27 protein-coding genes are annotated in these 22,357 nt (G+C 42.3%); 17 read left to right on the forward strand and 10 right to left on the reverse strand.

What is annotated here, in order from left to right; genetic code table 11:
• Both O9323_RS00590 and O9323_RS00595 read left to right on the forward strand, forming a co-directional pair.
• Window positions 1–111, forward strand: a 111-nt coding sequence (locus tag O9323_RS00590) for a transposase (protein ID WP_071784045.1), incomplete at its 5' end; no start/stop codon positions are given.
• 59 nt (window positions 112–170) lie between these two features.
• Window positions 171–626, forward strand: a complete 456-nt coding sequence (locus O9323_RS00595; RefSeq protein ID WP_288124531.1) for a TaqI-like C-terminal specificity domain-containing protein — start codon at window positions 171–173, stop codon at window positions 624–626.
• Window positions 627–894: 268 nt separating this feature from the next.
• On the opposite strand, the gene O9323_RS00600 is transcribed toward O9323_RS00595, so the two are convergent.
• On the reverse strand, window positions 895–1,200 hold the full coding sequence (locus O9323_RS00600; RefSeq protein WP_288124532.1) for a hypothetical protein: 306 nt from the start codon (window positions 1,198–1,200) through the stop codon (window positions 895–897).
• Entirely contained in the window at window positions 1,201–1,389 is a 189-nt protein-coding gene (locus tag O9323_RS00605) for a type II toxin-antitoxin system HicA family toxin (RefSeq protein ID WP_149978456.1), read from the reverse strand.
• Window positions 1,390–1,614: 225 nt separating this feature from the next.
• On the opposite strand from O9323_RS00605, the gene O9323_RS00610 reads away from it, so the two are divergent.
• The 11 genes from O9323_RS00610 (at window position 1,615) to O9323_RS00660 (ending at window position 11,389) form a co-directional block, all read left to right on the forward strand.
• Entirely contained in the window at window positions 1,615–2,043 is a 429-nt protein-coding gene (locus O9323_RS00610) for an element excision factor XisH family protein (protein WP_002776212.1), read from the forward strand.
• The gene (locus O9323_RS00615) at window positions 2,019–2,345 is read left to right on the forward strand and encodes a XisI protein (RefSeq protein ID WP_004158691.1); all 327 of its coding nucleotides are present in this window, start codon (window positions 2,019–2,021) and stop codon (window positions 2,343–2,345) included. The genes O9323_RS00610 and O9323_RS00615 overlap by 25 nt, the downstream gene beginning before the upstream one ends.
• A 129-nt stretch (window positions 2,346–2,474) precedes the next feature.
• Window positions 2,475–2,717, forward strand: a complete 243-nt coding sequence (locus tag O9323_RS00620; protein WP_288124533.1) for a hypothetical protein — start codon at window positions 2,475–2,477, stop codon at window positions 2,715–2,717.
• Between the two features lie 11 nt (window positions 2,718–2,728).
• Window positions 2,729–3,124 (forward strand): type II toxin-antitoxin system VapC family toxin, encoded by a 396-nt coding sequence (locus O9323_RS00625; RefSeq protein ID WP_002734590.1) that lies wholly within the window; start codon window positions 2,729–2,731, stop codon window positions 3,122–3,124.
• A 17-nt stretch (window positions 3,125–3,141) separates the two neighbouring features.
• On the forward strand, window positions 3,142–6,501 hold the full coding sequence (locus tag O9323_RS00630; protein ID WP_288124534.1) for a helicase-related protein: 3,360 nt from the start codon (window positions 3,142–3,144) through the stop codon (window positions 6,499–6,501).
• Window positions 6,502–6,874: 373 nt separating this feature from the next.
• Window positions 6,875–7,639: a Uma2 family endonuclease gene (locus tag O9323_RS00635; protein WP_288124535.1), complete on the forward strand. Its 765-nt coding sequence runs from the start codon at window positions 6,875–6,877 to the stop codon at window positions 7,637–7,639.
• A gap of 82 nt (window positions 7,640–7,721) precedes the next feature.
• Window positions 7,722–8,255, forward strand: a complete 534-nt coding sequence (gene purE, locus O9323_RS00640; protein ID WP_002802634.1) for a 5-(carboxyamino)imidazole ribonucleotide mutase — start codon at window positions 7,722–7,724, stop codon at window positions 8,253–8,255.
• 42 nt (window positions 8,256–8,297) lie between these two features.
• Window positions 8,298–9,098 carry a tetratricopeptide repeat protein gene (locus O9323_RS00645; protein ID WP_002776201.1) on the forward strand — a complete coding sequence of 267 codons (801 nt, stop codon included), beginning with the start codon at window positions 8,298–8,300 and terminating at the stop codon, window positions 9,096–9,098.
• Window positions 9,099–9,340: 242 nt separating this feature from the next.
• Window positions 9,341–10,162, forward strand: coding sequence for a phosphoadenosine phosphosulfate reductase (cysH, locus tag O9323_RS00650; RefSeq protein WP_193978027.1), 822 nt, complete (start codon window positions 9,341–9,343; stop codon window positions 10,160–10,162).
• A gap of 57 nt (window positions 10,163–10,219) precedes the next feature.
• Window positions 10,220–11,086 carry an alpha/beta fold hydrolase gene (locus tag O9323_RS00655; protein ID WP_288124536.1) on the forward strand — a complete coding sequence of 289 codons (867 nt, stop codon included), beginning with the start codon at window positions 10,220–10,222 and terminating at the stop codon, window positions 11,084–11,086.
• A gap of 99 nt (window positions 11,087–11,185) precedes the next feature.
• Window positions 11,186–11,389 carry a hypothetical protein gene (locus O9323_RS00660; RefSeq protein WP_288124537.1) on the forward strand — a complete coding sequence of 68 codons (204 nt, stop codon included), beginning with the start codon at window positions 11,186–11,188 and terminating at the stop codon, window positions 11,387–11,389.
• A 151-nt stretch (window positions 11,390–11,540) separates the two neighbouring features.
• Here O9323_RS00660 and O9323_RS00665 read toward each other — a convergent pair whose 3' ends face one another.
• Window positions 11,541–11,738, reverse strand: a complete 198-nt coding sequence (locus tag O9323_RS00665; RefSeq protein ID WP_002762603.1) for a hypothetical protein — start codon at window positions 11,736–11,738, stop codon at window positions 11,541–11,543.
• Window positions 11,739–12,324: 586 nt separating this feature from the next.
• Here O9323_RS00665 and O9323_RS00670 point away from each other — a divergent pair.
• The 3 genes from O9323_RS00670 to O9323_RS00680 all read left to right on the forward strand — a co-directional run bounded on the left by O9323_RS00670 (window position 12,325) and on the right by O9323_RS00680 (window position 13,870).
• A complete protein-coding gene (locus O9323_RS00670) occupies window positions 12,325–12,537 on the forward strand; it encodes a hypothetical protein (RefSeq protein ID WP_159251481.1) in 213 nt (70 codons plus the stop codon).
• Between the two features lie 540 nt (window positions 12,538–13,077).
• Window positions 13,078–13,752 (forward strand): hypothetical protein, encoded by a 675-nt coding sequence (locus O9323_RS00675; RefSeq protein ID WP_288124538.1) that lies wholly within the window; start codon window positions 13,078–13,080, stop codon window positions 13,750–13,752.
• The gene (locus tag O9323_RS00680) at window positions 13,745–13,870 is read left to right on the forward strand and encodes a TOBE domain-containing protein (protein WP_288124539.1); all 126 of its coding nucleotides are present in this window, start codon (window positions 13,745–13,747) and stop codon (window positions 13,868–13,870) included. Before O9323_RS00675 ends, O9323_RS00680 begins: the two co-directional genes overlap by 8 nt.
• Before the next feature lie 72 nt (window positions 13,871–13,942).
• On the opposite strand, the gene O9323_RS00685 is transcribed toward O9323_RS00680, so the two are convergent.
• The 7 genes from O9323_RS00685 to rlmN form a co-directional block, all read right to left on the reverse strand.
• A complete protein-coding gene (locus O9323_RS00685) occupies window positions 13,943–15,814 on the reverse strand; it encodes a GTPase family protein (RefSeq protein WP_004158727.1) in 1,872 nt (623 codons plus the stop codon).
• A gap of 45 nt (window positions 15,815–15,859) precedes the next feature.
• Complete coding sequence (locus O9323_RS22475; protein ID WP_002776187.1) at window positions 15,860–16,039, reverse strand: hypothetical protein; 180 nt, start codon at window positions 16,037–16,039, stop codon at window positions 15,860–15,862.
• Window positions 16,026–16,901, reverse strand: a complete 876-nt coding sequence (locus O9323_RS00690; protein ID WP_004158732.1) for a 3'(2'),5'-bisphosphate nucleotidase CysQ family protein — start codon at window positions 16,899–16,901, stop codon at window positions 16,026–16,028. The genes O9323_RS22475 and O9323_RS00690 overlap by 14 nt, the downstream gene beginning before the upstream one ends.
• A gap of 92 nt (window positions 16,902–16,993) precedes the next feature.
• Entirely contained in the window at window positions 16,994–17,836 is an 843-nt protein-coding gene (locus tag O9323_RS00695; protein ID WP_288124541.1) for a ChaN family lipoprotein, read from the reverse strand.
• Window positions 17,837–17,935: 99 nt separating this feature from the next.
• Window positions 17,936–19,135 (reverse strand): bifunctional rod-capping linker CpcD/ferredoxin--NADP reductase PetH, encoded by a 1,200-nt coding sequence (gene cpcD/petH / locus O9323_RS00700; RefSeq protein WP_004158734.1) that lies wholly within the window; start codon window positions 19,133–19,135, stop codon window positions 17,936–17,938.
• Window positions 19,136–19,422: 287 nt separating this feature from the next.
• Window positions 19,423–19,647 carry a rod-capping linker protein CpcD gene (gene cpcD / locus O9323_RS00705; RefSeq protein ID WP_002732223.1) on the reverse strand — a complete coding sequence of 75 codons (225 nt, stop codon included), beginning with the start codon at window positions 19,645–19,647 and terminating at the stop codon, window positions 19,423–19,425.
• 288 nt (window positions 19,648–19,935) lie between these two features.
• Window positions 19,936–20,949 carry a dual-specificity RNA methyltransferase RlmN gene (gene rlmN / locus O9323_RS00710; protein WP_288124542.1) on the reverse strand — a complete coding sequence of 338 codons (1,014 nt, stop codon included), beginning with the start codon at window positions 20,947–20,949 and terminating at the stop codon, window positions 19,936–19,938.
• 479 nt (window positions 20,950–21,428) lie between these two features.
• Here rlmN and rimK point away from each other — a divergent pair, with 479 nt between their 5' ends.
• Window positions 21,429–22,334: a 30S ribosomal protein S6--L-glutamate ligase gene (gene rimK, locus O9323_RS00715; protein WP_002776181.1), complete on the forward strand. Its 906-nt coding sequence runs from the start codon at window positions 21,429–21,431 to the stop codon at window positions 22,332–22,334.
• The last annotated feature ends 23 nt before the right edge of the window (window positions 22,335–22,357 follow it).

Below are 22,357 nucleotides of genomic sequence, written 5' to 3' on the forward strand. Positions count from 1 at the left end.
GTCGAGGGAATCAACAATAAACTTAAACTAATAAAACGGAGAGGCTATGGCTTTAGAAACTTTCGGAATTTTTGGGTTAGAAGTATGTTATCTTGGCATCTTGTATGTTGATTTAGCATAAAGGGTAACGAAGAGCCAAAAAATATTTAGAGCAATGGAAATTAGATTTAATGCCTAAGAGTAGTAGCAGGGAATCAAGAGGACGTAAACCGGGCAGTTATCAATGGTATGAAATCCAAGACAATGTTGCTTACTATGCAGAATTTGAAAAACCCAAAATTGTTTTTCCGGATATTGCTAAAGAGTCTAGATTTACTCTTGATTTCACTGGAACTTACCTTGATATGACCTCATTTATGATTCCTGTTAATGATTTATATTTATTAGGTGTTCTAAATTCTTCTTCTGTTTATAAATATTTCCTAGAAATAGGAGCGCAAGTAAGAGGAAGTTATTTGAGATTTAAACGTCAATATGTAGCCAAAATCCCCATCCCTCCCGCTTCTGAATCTGAAAAAGAACCCATCATCAAATTAGTACAAAAATGCTTAGATGCCAAAGGAGTTAACTGTGAAGAATGGGAGAAAGAGATAGATGAGAGAGTAGCGGCATTGTATGGATTGTAAGGGGTTAGATACCCGAATTATTAAAGAAGTCGGGTATCTGAAATCATCACAGAACTATGTTAAACAAAAAAATACTTAAGCAAAATTAGTAGATTAAGTTGAGGAAAACAATTTCGATTTCTTTATTAAGTAGCTGGTTATAATTAAGTTAAAAATGGATTTTAGGTCCGATCCCCCCTGCCCCCCTTGATAAGGGGGGTGCCGATAGGCGGGGGGATCTGAAAGTTTTTAACACCTACCTACTTAACCTCTCTTGCTAGTCAAAACCTTAGTCTCCCTTGAGATGCACTGCACCAACTTTTTGATAGAGAATATGTAGAGCCTCAGCAGCTTGTCTTGCTAGAGCGTACCATTCAGGGTTTTGTACACAAGCTGGATGGGAAACAATAAAACGCTCCAAGGAATCACTAACCATCGCTGTTCTGTCAAGTAACTCATGACATCCGAATGTACCCGGTTTGAATTGCTCAAGAACCTGTTGTTCTTGTTCTTGGAGGAATTCTTTTAACTCTTCTTGACGCTCTATTTCAATAGCGTTATCCTTAACCACAACCATACTATTCAATTCAGTCATTCAACCCTCCAATTCAGCTTGCCGTAGAATGTTTTTGTAAGTTCCGATAGGTATATCATCTGACAGTTTACAAGGAACGGTAACTTTACTCAGCTTGACAGGGTGTTTAAACTGACGATGGCTTCCTTTTTGCGAAACTTGCAACCAACCATCATCAATTAGGCGACGGATAACCTCACGAACCCTCATACCCTTAATTTTAACCTACACTTATCTTATCGAAAATTTGGGTTTAAAACCCCGTCCTTTTAGGACGGCTTTAAGCTACAATGGAAAATGAAGTCAACTTCTTAAAGAAGTCGGGTATCTGAAATCATCACAGAAGAGGAGAAATAACAAGAAGGATTTCCTAGACTGTGAACCTTAAGATTGTTACAAGATGCTAAAATTAGGAAAACCTGCTAAAATCAGGATATGCCAGCTAAAGATACCTTTCACCATGCTGTCCGAAATGCACTCATAAAAGCAGGTTGGACGATTACCCATGATCCTTTTACCCTAGAGTTTGAAGATGTTAACTTTTATGTGGACTTAGGTGCAGAAAAAGTTATTGCAGCACAAAAAGAACGAGAAAAAGTTGCCATTGAAATCAAAAGTTTCTTAAGAGATTCAATTGTTACAGAACTACATTTAGCCTGTGGACAATATCTTAACTACCGTTTTGCTCTTTCAGAAATTGAACCTGATAGAACCCTATACTTAGCCATCCCTAATGATACTTATGAAGTGTTTTGTCATAGCCGTTTTGTTCAAAGAATTCTAGAACATTATCAAATCAAAATTATTGTCTATAACCCTGAAATAGAGGAGATCGTAGAATGGCAATCAACTACAGTGAATTAGTTAAATCCCTAATTGAAGAACAAGCTAAAATTCAGCAGTCTAGTGAAATTTCCCTAGAAATAATCTTTGACGATCTGAGAAAACATTATTTATTAGTACAAGTTGGTTGGCATAATAATCATTGGATTTATGGATGTCTTTTACATTTAGATATTATTAACAACAAAGTTTATATTCAACAGAACAACACAGAAATTTCAGTAGCTGAAAAGTTAGTTAAACTAGGAATTCCTAAAACAGATATTGTCATCGGATTTCACTCTCCATTTAAACGAAAATTCACAGAATATGCCATTAATTAGGAGTACAAATAAAATGGAAAAACAAATTATAAAACATTAGAATTACCAATAGAATTAATTCAAGAAACTCTCTCTATTCTGGATCGTGAAACTGCCGTCTTAGTTGAGCAAGCTTTATCCTAAACTACCATGAAAATACAAGGAATTATCAAAGGCAATACTATCGAGCTATTAGAGGATTTATCTCTTCCTAATGGCGTAAAAATTTCTCTGGAAATCCCCGATAATTTAATTCAAAAAAAATTATTGTGGGAAGACTTAGAAACTCTTATTGGAGTATGGAAAAATCAACCAGAACTCGATGATATATTTTCTGAAATTGACCGAGAGCGCCATGCCGATCTAGGTGTGGAAATTAAATTCGATGATTAAGCCGAAAATTCATGTATTTACTGGATACTAACATCTGTATTGCCATTCTCAAAGGGAATCTGACGGTCGTTTCACATTTTAGACTTAAGTATCAGGAATCTTACCTGTCCACTTTAGTCTTAGGGGAACTATATAAAGGAGTTTATTGCTCAACTCAGCTAGAACGTAACTTAGATACATTAACCAGATTTGCCAACCAGTTACCGATAATAGCTTTTGATGAACAAGCTGCAATCGAATTTGGCAAAATTCAATCTGAACTTAGAAAAATTGGCAAACCAACAGGACAGTTAGATGCTTTAATCGCAAGCGTTGCTCGTTCTCGGCAGGATATTTTAGTAACCGATAATACTCGTCATTTTGAAAATATTTCTAATCTAGTAATAGAAAACTGGTTACAGCCCTAAAATTAAAAAATCGAACTATGCCTACCCACGACATCATCGACAATCGCCAGCAAAAATTAGTCGATAACATCAACCAAATTCTTCACTCTTCAGAAGCCGCTCATTTTGCCGTCGGTTACTTCTTCCTCTCTGGCTTTACTGCGATCGCACCTCGTCTCGCCACCATCCCACAAATGCGCCTCCTAATTGGCAACACCAGCAGCAGGGAAACCATCGAACAACTAGCAGAAGGCTACCGCCGCTTAGAACTAATTAAAGACCATCTAGAGGCACAAGAATACCCCAAACGGACAGAACGCAAGCAGATGGCAACAGAAACCGCCGACAATATTCGTTCCAGCGTCGAACTGATGGACCAAACAGATGAAGCAGAAACCTTAGTAAAAAATCTGGTTCAAATGATTGAAGAAAAACGCCTTCAGGTGCGAGTTTATACTAAAGGGCGACTCCACGCTAAAGCCTATATCTTCGACTACGGGACAATTTATAACCAGCAGGGACAACCTTTGGAACGTCAAGAAAAAGGCCTTGCTATCGTTGGTTCTTCTAACCTTACTTTATCAGGAATTTCCCACAATACCGAACTTAATGTTATCGTTCACGGTAATGAAAACCACGCCAGTTTAACAGAATGGTTCAATCAACTTTGGCAGGAAGCAACAGAATTTGATGAAACACTGATGCAGTCTTTAAAACAGTCTTGGGCGATGATGCCAGTACGTCCCTACGACATCTATATGAAAACTCTCTATATGCTCGTGCGCGATCGATTGACAGAAGAAACTGCCAGTGAAATGATGATAGATAACGAAATTACCGAGAAACTAGCAGACTTTCAAAAAGTAGCAGTTAACCAAGCTGTTAAACTCATCCGCGAGTATGGGGGTTGTTTCGTTTCCGATGTGGTAGGACTAGGAAAAAGCTTTATTGGTGCTGCCATTGTCAAACGCTTTGAACAAGTAGAAAAAGCCCGCCCCTTAATTATTTGTCCAGCGCCACTGGTGGAAATGTGGGAACGCTACAACGAAATTTATCAACTTAACGCCCGCGTTTTATCGATGGGATTGCTGCGGGAAGATGAAACCAGTGGCATCAGAGTTTTATTAGAAGATTTTAAATACAAAGATCGAGATTTTATCTTAATTGATGAAAGTCATAACCTGCGGAATGCCGCAACCCAAAGATATAAAATCGTCGAAGCCTTTTTAGCAGCCGGGAGACAATGCTGTTTTTTAACAGCAACTCCTCGCAATAAAAGTGCTTGGGATATTTACCATCAGATTAAGCTTTTTCATCAAGATGATAAGACAGATTTTCCCATAGATCCGCCCGATCTAAAAGAGTATTTTCGATTAGTAGAGAAAGGAGAAAAACAGTTACCTGACTTGTTATCTAACATCTTGATCCGGCGCACCCGCAACCACATTTTACGCTGGTACGGCTTTGATGCCAAGACTCATAAACCCGTAGATGCAGACAATTTCAAGGATTATTTAAACGGAAATCAACGCGCTTACGTTATTGTGGGTGGTAAGCATCAGTTTTTTCCCAAAAGAGAACTACAAACCATTGAATATAGTATTGAAGATACCTATCAAGGACTTTACCAAGAACTGCGCCAATATTTAGGGAAATCTCGCCAACAGCAACCAGCCAACCCTCGTAAAAATGAACTTTGCTATGCTCGTTATGGTTTGGGGAATTATGTATTACCAAATAAGCGCAAACAAGAACCATTACTCAGTTTACAAACTGGGGGAGCAAATCTAAGAGGACTGATGCGAGTTCTGTTATTCAAACGCTTTGAATCTAGCGTTTATGCCTTCCAACAAACTGTTAAGAAATTACTGCAAGTCCATCAACGCTTTCGAGAAGCCTTATGCCAAGGAATTATCCCCGCCGGAGAAGAAGCTCAGGCAATTCTCTATGAGCCAAACAATGGGGAAGAACAAGACATTATCGATGCTTTGCGTCAGGCATCTGGGAAGTATGATCTAGCTGATTTTGATGCCACAAGATTGCACAAACATCTTGAGCATGACATCCAATTGCTAGAGAAAATTTTGCACTTAGTTGAGCCAATTACCCCAGACAAAGACGCTAAATTACAAACTCTCAAAAATTGGTTGAATAAACCCCCGCTGCAGGATAGCAAGTGCCTCATCTTTACTCAGTATGCTGATACCGCCTCTTACTTATATCAAAACCTCAATCCTAACGGCGATCGAGACGATATAGAAGTCATCTACAGTGGCGATAAAGATAAGGCGCGGGTAGTGGGAAGATTTGCCCCCAAAGCCAACAAATACTATAAATTGACCCCGGGAGAGTCGGAAATCAAAACTTTAATTGCTACCGATGTTTTAGCCGAAGGTTTAAACCTACAAGATGGCAACCTGATTATTAATTATGACCTGCATTGGAATCCCGTCCGACTTATTCAAAGGTTTGGTCGGATTGATCGGATTGGCAGCGAGAATGATGTGGTTTACGGCTTTAATTTTCTCCCAGAGACGGGATTGGAGCGGAATCTAGGATTACGGCAAAAACTCAAAAACCGCATTCAAGAAATTCACGAAACCATCGGTGAGGATGCGGCAATTCTTGACCCAACGGAACAGCTTAACGAAGAGGCTATGTATGCAATTTATGAAAAAAGTGGTAGTCATCAATTAAGTTTGTTTGAAGATGAGGGAGAATTTCTCGACCTCAATGAAGCGGAAGAAATTCTCAGACAAATCCAGCGAGAAAATCCGGCTGAATACGAACGGATAGCTAACCTGCCTCACGGCATCCGAACGGCTCGCTTTTCTCTCAATAAGGGCATAATTGTCTTCTGTGAAGCTTCTTACCCTAACCGCAAAGATTGGAAGGGCTACCAGCAATTATATTGGCTCGATGAACAGGGAGAGATCATATCAAAAGATACTGCCCGCATTTTAGGAATGCTCAAAACTAACCCAGAAGAAGCAGCACTGCCGCTGCCCAAAAATTACAACCAAGCAGTGATGCAAGTCAAGGTTAAATTTGCCCAAGAAGTCCAACACCGCCAATCGGAACGGGAGTACAGCCGTTCTCTGACTCAAGCACAGCGCTACATCTTGCGAGAATTGGGACTGCTGTTTAAAACCACTCAGGATGAAGAAATCCGTAAGCAGGTTAACCTATTAGAACAGGCCTTTCGCCAACCGATTACCACTGTACTCAAGCGCGAGTTAAACCTGATTAAGCGCCGTAGCCTGACAGGAGAAGCTTTGTTTAGCGAACTGAAGAAATTATACAGCCAACATGAGATGCGGGACTGGTTAGATCGCCGCCGCTTGCAAGGTGAGGAGCAACCAATTCCCATCATTATTTGCAGTCAGGCTTTAGTTTAGAAACGGCGATCGGTCAAGGTATAGGATTAAGGGACTTGCGCTTTGATAATCTACCTTTTGGGCGAACGCAGTTCGCCCCTACATTGTGGACAAAATCCGTTACTGTAGGGGTGCAATGCTTGCGCCCTCCGATCGATCAGGTTTGCTGATCACTCTAAGTAGGGGGAGAGCCTTCGAGAGCCTCCGCAGCTAAGGGACTTGCGCTTTGATAATATGCCATCTGGCTGGTCTGATTCTTCTACAGAGCGATTTTCTGGCTGGGATATTATTCCCACGCAAGTTCCTAAGTTATTGGTTAAAATCTCCCAGCACCATCTCTAAAGTAGTGAGAAAAAGCTATAATTAATCAATCCTAAAATACCGGGAAAAAGTCATGACAGCCCTAGACATAATCCCAGAAGTTGCCTGTCCCCCCACAGATTTATGGAGTGATGAACCACCCTTGGAAAGTGATCTACACCTGCAACAGATCATCATTCTCCTTAGTTGTCTAGAATTATTATGGCGCGAGAGGAGTGATTACTACGCTTCGGGAAATCTAACTATCTACTACAACGCGGAACAACTAAAAAAACGTGATTTCTGTGGTCCCGATTTTTTTGTGGTTTTAGATACCGAAAAACGTCCCCGCAAAAGTTGGGTAGTTTGGGGAGAACAGGGTAAATATCCCGATGTAATTGTCGAGATTCTCTCCGATTCTACGGCCAATATTGACCGCAATAACAAGAAAATTCTCTATCAGAATACCTTTCGCACTCCTAATTATTTTTGGTTCGATCCTAATACTTTAGAATTGCAAGGATTTAGACTAATTGGGGGACAATATCAAGCCATTTCTCCCAATGACCGGGGTTATCTGTGGAGTGAACAGTTAGGATTATATTTAGGGATATTTGACCGGAAACTGCGTTATTTTACCGGCGATGGTCAATTAGTCCCCACTCCTCAAGAAGCGGAATTAGAGCAACGACAGGCAAAAGAACAGGCTCTTTTAGAAAAAGAACAAGCTTTTTTAGAAAAAGAACGGGCTTTTTTAGAAAAAGAACAGGTTTTTTTAGAAAAAGAAAGGGAACGACAAGCTAAGGAAAAATTAGCACAAAAACTGCGAGAATTAGGCATCGATCCCGATGCAATTTAGGGGAAATCTGATCAGTAGGGTTTGAAGACAAAATAACAAACCCTGCTATAAGATTAAAAAGCAAAATTATTTTCTAGTAACTATGGTGACAGCAGCGCCCCTAGTGGGTGTAATTATGGGCAGTGATTCCGACTTACCCACCATGAAAGAAGCGATCGCAGTTTTAGAGGTTTTTCAGATTAGCCACGAAGTCGCCATCGTCTCGGCCCATCGTACCCCCGAAAAAATGTTTGAATACGGCAAAAACGCTCATTTAAGGGGAATAAAAGTGATTATCGCTGGAGCGGGTGGTGCTGCCCATTTACCCGGGATGGTAGCATCTTTAACCCCCTTACCCGTGATTGGAGTTCCCGTAGTCACGCGCACTTTACAAGGGTTAGACTCTCTCTATTCAATTGTACAGATGCCCGCAGGCATTCCCGTGGCCACGGTGGCGATCGGTAATGCCAAAAATGCTGGACTTTTAGCGGTTCAAATTCTCGCCACCGGTAATGCTGATCTTTTAGAGCAAGTTATCGCCTATCGTCAATCCCTCACCGATTCCGTCCTCGAAAAACAAAGCAATCTTCAACGACTAGGCTATCAAGACTATCTAGGGCAGAGTTCACCTAAGTAGGGTAGATTGAGAAAAGATTAAGTAACAAATTATGAAGTAATTATGCGTTGGATCACCGCTTGTGTATTGAGTCTATTGCTCTTTTTTGCCCTACCCATAGCGGCTTATGCCGATAGCCCGACTATTAGCGAAGAACAGATTAGAGAAGGGGAAGTTATCGCCGAAAAAGCCCTAGAAGCCACAGAAAAAGGTGATTACGCCCAGGCCGAAAACTATTGGACCCAATTAGTCGCCAAATTCCCCACTAACCCCGCCGTCTGGAGTAATCGCGGCAATGCCAGAGTTAGTCTCAATAAATTAGAGGATGCGATCGCTGATTTTAACCAAGCGATCGCCATTGCCCCCGATGCCCCCGATCCCTACCTCAATCGCGGCACCGCTTTAGAGGGAGAAGGCAAATATCAAGAAGCGATCGCCGATTATAATAAAGTTTTAGAACTAGATCCCAATGATGCCTTTGCCTATAACAATCGCGGCAACGCTGAGGGCGGTTTAGGGGACTGGGAAGCCGCCGTCAAAGACTATCGCCAAGCTACTCAACTAGCCCCGAATTTTGCCTGGGCGCAAGCTAATCTGGCCCTGGCCCTGTACGAATTGGGCAGATATCCCGAAGCAGTCCAAAAAATGCGGAATATTGCCCGCAAATACCCCATGTTCCCCGATGTCAGAGCCGCCTTAAGCGCCGTTTTATGGACCCAAGGACAACAGGGAGAAGCAGAAAGCAATTGGGTAGCCGCCGTCGGTATGGATACCCGCTATCAAGACCTCGATTGGGTAAAAAGCGTGCGCCGTTGGCCGCCGAATATGGTTCTAGCCTTAGATAAGTTTCTTAACTTAAAGTAAAAAATTACTAAATAGTAACTTTTCTAGCAGTAGCGGGGCTGAGAGTCCAATTATCCTGAAATCAGCGACTAAGATACAATTGAGGTCTGATAGTTCCATTATCCTCGATCGAATAACCCGGCTCTGAAAAGGAAAAGGAATAGCTAGAACGGGCCGATGGCCCAATGCTATAATCCAATCACAGGGATAGATTGGACTCTATCAGTATCCGCCGCTACTGTACACCTTAAATCTTAGCCAGAATGCCAGATTTACACTTGCTTAATTCTCATCCACAGGCCCTAGAAACCGCCTTCATCGCCACTGCCGACCGGTCTTTTTCCTCCCCTCTATCCCTCGACCTCGCCAGAATTAATCAACGTTTTGACTCCGCTAACGCCGCAGAAATCGTCGCTTGGAGCGCGGCCACCTTTGGGGAAGGTTTGGTGATGAGTACCAGTTTCGGCATTCAAGCGGCGGTGATGTTGCACCTCGTCACCGCAATTATCCCCGATATTCCCATCATTTGGATCGATACCGGCTATCTTCCCCCGGAAACCTATCAATTTGCCGAAGATTTAAGCCAACGCCTCCATTTAAACCTGAAAGTTTATCAATCTCCCCTCAGTCCCGCCCGCATGGAAGCAATCCACGGTAAATTGTGGTCAAATAACGATCTCGACTCCCTCAATCTCTACGACAAAATCCGCAAGGTGGAGCCGATGCAACGGGCCCTGAAGGAATTAAAGGCCACCGCTTGGTTAGCGGGTTTACGTCGCGACCAAACCGACCACCGCAAAACTCTCCAATGGGTCAATCAACAGGGCGAACGTTACAAAATATTACCGATCCTTGACTGGAATGCCAAAACCATCTACGACTATCTGACTAAATACGATCTTCCCTACCATCCCTATTTTGATCTGGGTTATGTCTCCGTCGGCGATTGGCACTCCAGTCGGCCTTTAACCGCCGATGATAGCAACGAACGAGACACCCGTTTCAAGGGTTTAAAACAAGAATGCGGTCTTCATTTACCCTTAACCCCCGGAGAAGCACAAAGTCTCGACGCAAGCTCCCTATAACTGCCGGGGTGGGAAATTTGCCGGTGCGATCGGTTCCTAGACGTTAGACAATGGTTAATGATTATTAATCCCCCATTAACCATGGCTATTTTAGAAAATTTTCTCGAAGTCGGCTCTCTCAAGTGGTTTTATCGACAGGTTAACCCCGCTCAACAACCGGACACAACCCCCGTGATCCTACTCCATGGTTTACCCGCCCATGGCTATATTTGGCGGGAATTATTGACCAGTTTAGAAGAATATAACATTAATGCTATTGCCCCCGATTGGATCGGTTCCGGTTTATCCGCTAAACCCGATGCCAGAGATTTCGCCTACACACCTAGCGCTTTTTGTCAAGCCTTGGCCGATTTTATTCAAGCTCTCCAATTGCCGAAAATCTCCCTGATTGTCCAGGGTTTTTTAGCCTCCGTCGGTTTACAATACGCCCTAGAAAATCCTGATAAAATTGAGCGCTTGATCGTTTTAAATACTCCCCTCTCCAGTGATGTTAAATTACCCTGGATAATGAAACAATGGGGGCTACCTTTCCTCGGAGATATGGCGACTCAAGACCCCTTATTAGTCGATCGTACTTTAGAAACTGGTAGCGGTTTTGTGATTAGTGATGCAGATCTGGCTATTTTCCGTCAACCTTATCTAAAAACTTCGGCAGTGGGTCGCGCTTTACTGGCCACGATTCGCAATTTAAACCTATCGAAAACTATGGCAGAAATTGAGACAGGTTTAGAGAACTTTGAAAAACCTATCCTTTTTGTCTGGGGAATGGGGGATCCTTGGTTATCTTCTGTCACCGTTGAAAAATTAGCTACTAAATCAGGAGTGGAATTAATCCCCCTCGCGGAAGCGAAACACTATCCCCAAGAACATTGGTCAAAAGAAATTAGTCCCCAGATTATTAATTTTCTCGGACGCAAAACCTAAACCTCGATACTTTCTGGGAATTGATAGCAAAATCTCCCTAGAAAGTATTGATCAAGTTATCCTTAGTATATCACTGTAGTTCTGCACTGGCCACCACCTATGGAAATACCAGCTTTAGGAAGGATAAATATAACAAATAATCCCCCAGATATTAATAATTTAACCGATTGGGAGCGAGTTAAATCGATGGGTGATCTAGAAATCGAGGCTAATGCTTTGTCAGATCCCGATGCACTTCCTTTTGATGATGATTGGAAAAATGCGGCGATTATTCCTGCTTACAATAAATTAACATCTCAATAATTGCTAAAAATGATAATTGTCTCAGGGTTACTTGTTATGAAAGTTTAATAGACTGTTGTTCAAGAAAATAGTGATAAAATTTTTTGTTAGCTCAAAACAATAAGCAGGTAATCATTTGATAGTAATCATTCCACATTACCCTCAAATCGAATTACTTAATATTGATTATTTGAACCATATTTTCAAGTCTATGTATATAGGCCTGATGATATCTCCATGCTTCTAAAATACTTTGTAATAATTCATCTTTTGAAAAACAACCAGAATCAGCTACATCTTCAATTTGTCTGATTAGATCATCTTCTAACTCCAATTCTAGCATACTCACTTGTTTAGTTGTGTCTGCCATACTTTTATCTATCTAAAAGTTGATGGAACTATCATACCATAGGAACTCAGCACTGTGGTATCTATTAAACCCCACAATATACCCACATTACACCCATTGCTATGCCTTGCATATATGTATATATAATACCACCTACTAAATACCCTATTATACCCCCTGTTGTACCTAATGATGAATAAAACCTAAGATTATTTTAGTTAAAATTTGCGAAAAATAGCTTTTTAATAGCAAATAAGTCGATAAGTCGATGGTATTTGACCTATTGCACCCATTAAGTACCGTCAGGACTCGTTTATGTTGACTTAACATATCTGGTGTAATTGCTTAACATATCTGGTGTAATTGCTTGACATATCTGGTGTAATTAGGGTAAGATAGGATACTGTAGTTAGGATGCTAAGTTTCTAAAGGCAGACTATTATGGACATCTATAAGAAAGGACGATGACAACCCTTAAATCAGACTGTAGGGTCAATTCATGAATTGACCCTACTATAGCCCTCAATGGTAAAAATGGCTCTTCTCGACCTTAGTGATCAGTTATCAGTGAATCGATACAATCCATTCACTAAATTAACAAAAAAAAATGGCTACCAGACAATTTCGAGTAAATCTTAGTCAAAAGGACTCTGAATATCTTAAAGAAATAGCTAAAGAGCTAGACTTAACAGAGTCTGAAGTCATTCGTAAAGGATTAAAACTCATGGCTTTATATGCTAAAACTAAAAATGAGACGGAGGAAGATACTCAATTAATACTGCAAAAAGGTAATGAACAGAGACAACTACTAATTGTTTAGTTATGACCAGTGATTCAAAAAATGAGACAGAGGAAGTTAACAATCCAAAAGATCCCAGCGCTTCTTTGGCTCTTCCAACTGAAAGGAACTCTGTGCGTCATAATCCAAAGAAGAATCCGGAGCCTTATCATTTAGACAATGAAGTATCTGGATTTGGTAAACCAGCTACAGCTATATCACCCTCAGACCAAAGACATAACTTTAGATATTAATAATTTAACCGATTGGAAGCGAGTTAAATCGATGGGCGATCTAGAAATCGAGGCTAATGCTTTGTTATACTAAATCTGGTTATTAAAGACTGATTATTTATTCCCCTTTTTGCCTTTTGCATGAGTAGAAAACGGGTTTCTCGGAGAAACCCGTTTTCTGTGCGTTACTCAACGAATTTAGTATCAGATCCCGATGCGCTTCCTTTTGATGATGATTGGGAAAATGCGGCGATTATTTCTCCCAAAATATGGTAATAATATAATTGGCTAGTCAAATATATGAATTTTTGCCGCTAGTTAAAGATTGTTGATCGGAGTGGTTTTAATCATGGATAAGAAACTATTATTAATGGTCTCATATTTAGTAGGGTTAAATTGTCTGTTTTTGAGTGACCCTCCTGCCGTATATGCTTCTGATTCTGCCTTTATGTATTCCTGTAGTTTTATCAAAAAAAAGGAAGTAATAAAACCGTCTGGCATTTGTCTAGTGCATAGTTCCATGTCTCAAGGCGTTTATAGCGGAGCAATTTTATGGGAAGATAATACAGTGACAACTTATGAAGGAGATTTTAATAGATCTGCAATTGATGTAATGGTCAATAACCGACCGGCTGTTCGCTCAGATAATCCTCAAGGAAAAGGATATTGTTTTACTCTTCTCGATAATGAAAGTCAGTTATGCTTGTATGAAACAGAGCAAAAATCTTATTTCCCTTTTTTGGCAAGCTGCAGTTTTTACCAACAAGGAAAATTAGTGAGGAGTGACCCTTTCTGTGCAGGACTAATGAAAGTCAGTCAAGGAATAATGTTTGCTAAAATTCTTTGGAATAGTGATTATGTTAGTATTGTTAATATGAATATTAATGAAATTTCAGCTAACGCTACTATTGACAATCGAAGAGCGGTTCATTCACTTATCGGTAAAGAATCCTGTTTTACTTTTTTGGATGATAGAAGTCGTATTTGTATAGAGTTTAGAGAGGATTTTAATCCTTTTGAATAAGTTGGAAATGGGGGCAGTTAATGGTGAGGTTATTGTGGAAATTGCCTCCGGAATAGAGATGGTCTCGATTATTACCAAAGAAGCGGCGGAAAAATTAGGCTTTGCCGTGGGAAAATAAGTCTATGGGGTTTGGTTAAATCCTCTGATGTGATGATTGCTGTGGAATAAAGTTTTAGCTTAATTAATCTGGTTAGAGGCCTGTTTTTGTCGTTTCTAAATACCCCTGATAACTTGACCGGAACTGTTCGATCGATAGGTTCTTTGTCCAATATTCTACCAGAGCATGACCCCAGGCCCAGGCTTCCCTGTCGGCAGTGCTAGAATTTTCTAATAGTATTGGCCAAAGTGCCAATAAATCAAAACTTTTATTCTCCGTATTCAAGAGAGAAGAAAGCTCGTAGGCCATCTGTAATTTACCGATCGCTACCGGTAATTGTTCCACAGGAATTTGTTCGGCTAAAAGATAGGCTAAAGTCGGTCTTCCCGTGGCTAAAGTAGAGATAAAACCTAGAATAGGACTTTTTAATAGGGCCGTTAAACCTTGTCCCGTGGCCATCTGTAAAGTATAGCGATCGATTATTTTCGCCGCTGCCAGGGTTCGAGTTTCTAAATCCGCTAAAAAACGGGCTAAACGCAACTGTTTTGCGGGCGAAATTGCCCCCAGTAAAGCGATTGATAACTCCTCATCCCCCCAAGCTTCTCTATCTGGCTGTTGACTGACCATCGGCAAAATGCGATCGCAGAGATCCTCGAATAATTCCGCCCGGTACTGCAAGCATTCGCGGATATTGACTTCTTTGGGACTTTCTCCCGTCAGCCAATTATAGGGAGGTTGCCACTCTCGCACCGGACGCAGGCGATCGACTTGAGAAACACAGACTATAACTGGTAAATTGTCAATAGTTTGTTGCAAATCTTTAAGAAAAGCCTCATCCATGGCCAGGGCGGGATCGAGGGCGGGGGTGACAAGAATTAATAAATCGGCGTTTTTGGCATAATTTAGAACTTTTTGCCGATCATCGGCCCGATTTGCCTGTTCATAGCCCGGGGTATCCCAGAGGATTAACTCGTCCCCTTCTGGGGTTTGCCAATGGTAGGATTGGATCGCGTCGGTACTAGGCAATAGATCCACTTGGGCTAAATCGGCCCGAAAGAGAGTATTAATTAAACTGCTTTTGCCGGCCCCGGTGCGTCCAACCAGCAGAATATTAACCGGTTGGCGATCGATTTCCGTGATCGGTTCCGCTTGGGCGAGAATTTCCTTGAGAGTAGTGGTGGCGATTTTGGTCTTCGTGGGGAGAGTTGGGGCGAGATTGCCGCCACTGTAGAGTAACACCGCTTGGCGAGAGAGATTTCTTAGGGCATTTTCCCGCAAAACTTGCCCTAAATTGACTAATAATTGCTGATCCGCTCGATCGCTGTACTTTTGACTGGCCACTTTAGCCACAGCCGCAGCGGGATTGATCACCCATTGCGCCCAATTCCAGACCTGCCAAAGTTTCTGGGCCGAGGGTTGCAATTTTTGATAAACTTCGTAGGCCTGATAGGCTTGGCCGATGGTGATTTGATTCAGGGCTGGGGAAAGATTCTGCATCCAGCGATCGCTATCATCCACAGTTCCCCGAATTAAACCGTAGGCCTGGGGAATGTAAATATTTAATAAGGGGTACTTGACATCGGGGTAATATATATGAGCGATGGCACTGACCAAATCCTGACAGCGTTGCCAAAAAGTCGCCCAATCTTCCCAAACCGGGCGATCATTGCGGGCCTCGACGATAATCCTCTCGATAATTTCCTCAACATTGCCCCCGGAATCACCCTCAGCAGGGGTTAATTCTGCCTTAATTTCCTCGATGGCGGCTTCAATTTCCCCGACTGCTGGGCGCGTCCATTTGACCAACAGGAAGCGCCAAGCAACAAAAATCAGGGTAAAAACTGCCCAAATCCAATTCAAACCCCATTGATTGATCTGGACACTGGCGGCCACGATCAGAAAAATCACCACGGCGGCGATCGGAACTGCTAAAATCAACCCTTGCCAAGTTTTTAACCGTAACATTGCTCGATCTGGTTTTTTTCCATTCTACCGATCTCTGATTCTCGGTTAGGGGGCAGAAATTAAGCTCTCTTGGGTTTGGTGGGTAAAATGTATTCTAAGATACAGTACCGCCGGCGAAGGACTAGAACGAACCACAAAGACACAAAGGACACAAAGATTGATCGCTCCTATATAAGTTAAACCGATCACACAAAGAATAAGAGAGCAGAAATTAGACAGTGGCATCAATTTGGGCGAGGATTGCCGTGGACAACTGACAAAGTTGTTGATGACAAGGACCATTACTGGCCATGATCCCCCCCCATTGCCGCACATCGCCGCGATTATAGCGCACGGGTTGACCGTCAAAATAGGAGAATTTGCCGCCGGCTTCCGTTAAAATCAACTCTGGGGCGGCAAAATCCCAGTCTTTAGCCGCCGATTTCCCCGATAGGGAGATATAAACATCGGATTTTTGTTCGAGGATCGTGGCAATTTTACAGCCCACACTGCCCACATAATTTTTACCGAAGAAGGGTATTTGACTTAATAGATTATCAAAACGTTGGTCGCGATGGGTACGACTAACTACCAGATAGAGATCGGTAATTTTATCTTTATTGGCAACTTTTACCTGTGTAATATTTCCGTCGCTAGTTTCTAGAAAAGTACCTTTTCCTTTTTGGGCAAAATAGAGTTTTTCTTGATCCGGTAGGGCAACCACGGCGATGATCGGTCTTCCTTGATAACATAAGGCGATATGTAGGGCATATTCTCCCGTTTTGTCGATAAAATCGCGGGTTCCGTCCAAAGGATCGATAATCCATACCCAATCTTTCGGGATAGCTTCATTCCCCTGATGGGTTTCCTCGCTTAGATAACCAAAGTCGATATCAGAGAAATTTGTTTGTAATTCCCCTAAAATATAGTGATTTGCCGCTAAATCCGCCGCTGTCACTGGTCCGCCTTTTTTTTCCTCGTTGACGGCTAAATCCTGTTCACCCCGGTGGTAGGATTGGAGAATTTTAGCACCACCCCAACCGACGGCACGAGTAACAGCTAAAATGCGATCGAGTGTTTCGGTATCTTGACAGGTTAAATTAATCATAAAATAGCCTCAGTTTTTCAGACTTATTATCTACTAAATTTAAAGACTGGCATCTTAGCTTATCATCCCTTGCTCCCTAGCTCCTGACTGGCTTAATTTTGCCCCTGCCAAAAATAATCGGCGGGTTTTTTGGTTTCTTCCGGTGATGATTGAGGAGCATCTCCCAAGAAAACCGAACGCTGGATGACGCGATCGCCTAATCTTCTTTGGACTCGACTGGGAATGCCGTAACCGTAGGCAATATGACCTTTTCCTGCTAGGACGATGATCTGATATTCGGGATGAGCTTGCCAGAATTTAGCGATCGCATCGGCCATGGTTTCATCCCAGAGGACCTGTGCCAGAAAAAAGCGATCGAATCCCTGACTTTTGCCCCCCGTGTGTTGCTGATAAACGGCTAAGATCTGTTGACGGTACTCCTCGTTATCCTGGTTTATTTCGCTTTTAGGGGGAATGTAGGTCATTTCTGAGGTGGAGAGGCTTTCTAATCCCTCTCGTGCCACTTTTCTAGTGATTTCCGTGGGTGTATTGAGGGCGATCAATGGTAGTTTTTTCGCCTTGGCCAAGCGTAGGATCGGGGCGTAAAATTCCCAATCAAATCCCCAACGTTGGTCATATTCACTTTTTTCTCTTAACTGATTTTCGCTAATTTTGCCGGCTAAATACTGATCCAAATAGATTTGGTAAGGACGTTGAAACATCTCGAAAGCGATCGCTATTTGGGGATTATTAGCCTGTAAATACTCGATAATAGCTAATTGGGCCTGATGATCGGCTTGACTATCGTGCCTTTCTCCCAGATAAATAATCTCGGCTGTTTTTAAATCTGCCAGAATTTGTTTTTGGCTATTAGTAAAACTCCAGGCCTGGGGCAGCAAAATAAACAGTAAGCAGAGGGCAAGGAAAACGGGAAAAAAGCGTCGAGAGAATTTCATCTTTATTAAAAGCCTTTTAAGAAACTGATCTTAACCGAAGCCAAGACAAAAAGGGTGAGCAATGCCCACCCCCAAAAATTTTCAGAGAACCTTTCTGGTTTAGTAGGTTTCTACGTGCCAGCGATGTTCTTTTTTCAGTTGTTTCTGATAGACAGACCAATCAGCGCCATTTTTAGCAGCAGCACCACTGATAGCATCGTCAATACCATCTTCCATCCCTTTCAGTCCGCACATATAAGCGTGGGTTTTGGGACTTTGGAGTAGATTCCAGATTTCGTCAGCGTGTTCGGCTACCCGGTGTTGAATATACATTCTGCCGCCCTGGGGATTTTGCTGTTCCCGGCTGATGGCATAGGTGAGACGGAAGTTATCGGGGAATTCCGCCGCGATTTTCTCTAATTCTTCTTGGTAGAGAATATTGGCCGTTTTGGGAACTCCGAAAATCAACCAAGCTAGACCTTTGAATTTATAATCTTCGTGTTGTTCCTTGAACATCCGCCAGAGGAAAGCTCGGAAGGGAGCGATTCCCGTCCCGGTGGCCATCATAATGATAGTGGCATCTTCATCACCCGGTAGCAGCATTTCCTTACCCACGGGACCAGTAATAGCCACATCGTCCCCCACCCCTATATTACAGAGATGGGTGGAACAAACCCCATAAACGGTTTCCTTGGTTTCTGGGTGTTGGTATTCCAACTGACGCACGCAGAGGGATACGGTTTTATCGTCTAATTTATCACCATGACGGGTGGAGGCGATCGAATAGAGTCTCAATTTATGAGGTTTGCCATTAGCATCGGTACCCGGGGGGATAATACCGATACTTTGCCCTTCTAAATAGCGTAAATCGCCCCCAGAAAGGTCAAAGGTGACGTGTTGTACGATGCCGATACCCCCCTCATCAACGAGAGGATAATTCTCGATACATTTGCCGATAAAGGGTTGATTCGGACGGTAGATGTTGACGGGGATATCTGTTTTTTCTTTCGCTTGAGTCATGGCCTTTTTCTTGGTCTGTTCGGGGACGGGCGATGATTGAGCGATTGGCTGTGGTGTGGAGGCACTAGAAACAGTTGCTACGGGGGCAATCCCATTGAAGGGTTTGATGCTGACGATACGACCACCTAAACGGGTAATCCGACGCATTTCTTGATTCATGCGACTGTAGGGAACCGTGAAAAACACGCTTCCACTCTGACGGATTGAATAATCCAAGCTGTCAGTATTGTCGTTTTGATTGAGACCCGCCACTTCGTAAACAAATAAACGGTTTCCCGCTAGTGTACTCGGACTGTACATTAAATATAACTCCCAACTCAAGTCACGATAATCGTTCCATAGTTTAGCCTACCATCGGTACACTACACCTAGGCCTAATTGAGAGTTATCTTAAAAAAACCACAGACATCGCTTTTATCCTTTTGGATAGGATAGGTTAAGTCTCTGGTTAAAATCTGTCACATTTGCAGCATTTTACTTTTTATTAAGATTTATGTTACTTTTTCCCGTTTATGCTAAAAATCCCCCTGGTTGGCCTGATGAGGACAAGAGCGGGGGACAGATATTAGCAATAATTATTTTATGAACTACTCGGCCGCAGCAGCGTTTAAGGGTTTAATGCTGACGATGCGAGCGCCTAAACGGGTAATCCGACGCATTTCTTGATTCATGCGGCTATAGGGAACGGTTAAAAAGACACTGCCACTCTTACGGATAGAATAATCTAGGTTATCAGTATTGTCATTTTGACTCAAACCGACGACTTCATAGACAAAAAGGCGATTTTCTTTGGCACTAGAGAGACTTTGCATCGAAATGGCTCCGACATTGATGTTATAGTTCTCTAGTTTAGCCTAGCAGGGAGACTAGCAATCTAGTTAGGGTTTGCGGCAAAAAGTTTCTCGTGGGGCCAGGGTGTGGGGTGTAGGGTGTAGGGTGTAGGGTGTAGGGTTTTATTTTAAGGTACTTTTCCCCTGAAATTTCCCCCCGATCCCTCCAATGGCTGGCACTTTTTGATTTTCCAAAAGTCTAAACGTCTTACCCAACAAGGTTTTTAGATTTATTCAGCCAACCCTAGTTAATGGCCGATTTACGCCTGTTTATTGTACCATAACGCTCGATCGCAATTGTCCACAGGCTGCATTGGCCGCTAAACCTCTCGAATAACGGACAGTAACAGCGACTTTTTCCTGTTCTAAAATAGTTTTAAAAGCCTTAATTCTCTTTTCATCAGGCCGTTGATAATCCACCTCCTGAATGGGATTATAGGGGATTAAATTGACGTGAGACTGAAACCCTTTCACCAGTTTAACTAATTCCCTTGCGTGTTCGGGTAAATCATTCACTCCCGCTAAAAGAATGTATTCAAATGTCAATCTTCGTCCCGTGATTTGAACGTATTCCTGACAGTCTTGAATCAAATCAGTTAGGGGATAATGGTCGGCACTGGGGATTAATTTAGCTCGAACTTGTTGATTAGAAGCATGAAGACTAACAGCAAAAGTTACTTGTAAATTATGTTCGGCTAGTTGCTTGATTTTATGGGGTAATCCCACGGTAGAAATCGTTAAACAACGCTGACCGATCCCCACATCTTGATTGAGGGAATGAATCGCTGTCACCACTTCGGGAATATTTAATAAAGGTTCCCCCATCCCCATAAATACCACATGACTAACTCGCTGTTGAAAATCCTCCTGTACTGTTAATACTTGGTCAACGATTTCATAGGCTTTTAAATTACGAGTAAAACCCCCTTTTCCCGTGGCACAAAAATCACAGGCCATGGGACAACCCACTTGGGAAGAAACACAGACTGTTAATCTTTTTTCACTAGGAATTCCTACCGCTTCGATAATTAAACCATCCGCCAGTTTTAGCAGATATTTACGAGTGCGATCGGGTGCTACACTGCGATAATGTATAAGGGAACGACCGATAGGATAATCCGCCAGTTTGCTGCGCCATTCTTGGGGGAATACGGAAATATCCGCCAAAGAATGCACCCCTTTTTCGTATAGCCATTGGTGTAATTGTTTCCCCCGATAAGCGGGTTGTCCCTGGTCTTTTACCCAGTCGGTCAGTTCCTCTAAAGATTTCGCCAGTAAAGTCATAATTATTATCGTTGATCACCTTATCATTCTAGCCGATCGATCATCTCTAGTAGCAAAACCGTAACAAAATTGTATTGATTAATTGACATTTTTTCCCTTTGCTCCTTCTCTAGTCTTTGTTAGTCAATTAAATACTTAAAACTATAACTTAAGTAGGTAGGTGTTAAAAGTTTTCAGATCCCCCCGCCTATCGGCACCCCCCTTATCAAGGGGGGCAGGGGGGATCGAACCTCAAATCCATTTTTAATTTAATTATAACCAGCTACTTAAACTGAGCCTGACGACAAAAACAAATCTAGTCTTAAGCTTGCTCTTTTTTACTTTTCATTTAATCTAACTGTTCAAAGGGAACTGTCAGCGCCATAATAATCGATGGACTTCGATCGAGAACAGAAATTTTATGAGTTGCCAGCAAAAAAAGTCAATATGGGGAAATAAGGAGCTATTCAGTTGTAAAAGCAATATTTAAGCGAAAATTTATGAAAATCGCTATTTTATCGCAAGACGCTTCCCTTTATTCGACCAAGCGACTGAAAGAGGCGGGAGAAGCCCAAGGCCATGAGGTACGAGTGATCAATTATTTGCGCTGTTACATGAACATCACCTCCCATAAACCCACGGTTGTCTATAACGGTAAACCCTTAGAGAGTTTCGATGCAATTATTCCCCGTATTGCCGCCTCAAAAACCTTCTATGGAACCGCAGTCGTCCGACAATTCGAGGTGATGAATGTTTTTACTGCCAACGACTCGCAAGCAATTTCTCGGTCGCGGGATAAATTGCGTTGTCTGCAAATCCTCGCTCGGGAAGGGATAGGTTTACCGGTGACGGGAATTGCTCACGCAACTCAAGATATCGATGGTTTAATCGAAACCGTCGGCGGCACCCCTCTAGTGATTAAATTATTAGAAGGAACCCAAGGTATTGGGGTAGTCTTAGCGGAAACCGATCAAGCAGCCAAGTCAGTTATTGAAGCTTTTCGGCAATTAGAGGCTAATATTCTAGTACAAGAGTATATTAAAGAGGCCAGTGGGGCAGATCTGCGCTGTTTTGTCATCGATGGAAAAGTGGTAGCCTCGATGAAGCGACAGGGGGCCGAAGGGGATTTTCGTTCTAATCTTCACCGCGGTGGCAAAGCAGAAAAGATAAAATTAACCCCAGAGGAACGCAGTACGGCTATACGGGCCACTAAAGCCATGGGTTTACGGGTTGCGGGTGTGGATTTATTGCGGTCTAATCACGGGCCTGTGGTTATCGAGGTGAATTCCTCTCCCGGTTTGGAAGGAATAGAAGCGGCCACTGGTGTGGATGTGGCCAAAAAAATTATTGATTTTGTCGCTAAAAATGCCACCCTAGTCCTAAATCGCGATCGATATCAATATTAGCTGTCAGCCTTGCATCAGTTATC

Source organism: Microcystis sp. LE19-131.1A, from assembly GCF_027532015.1.
Lineage (GTDB): Bacteria > Cyanobacteriota > Cyanobacteriia > Cyanobacteriales > Microcystaceae > Microcystis > Microcystis ichthyoblabe_A.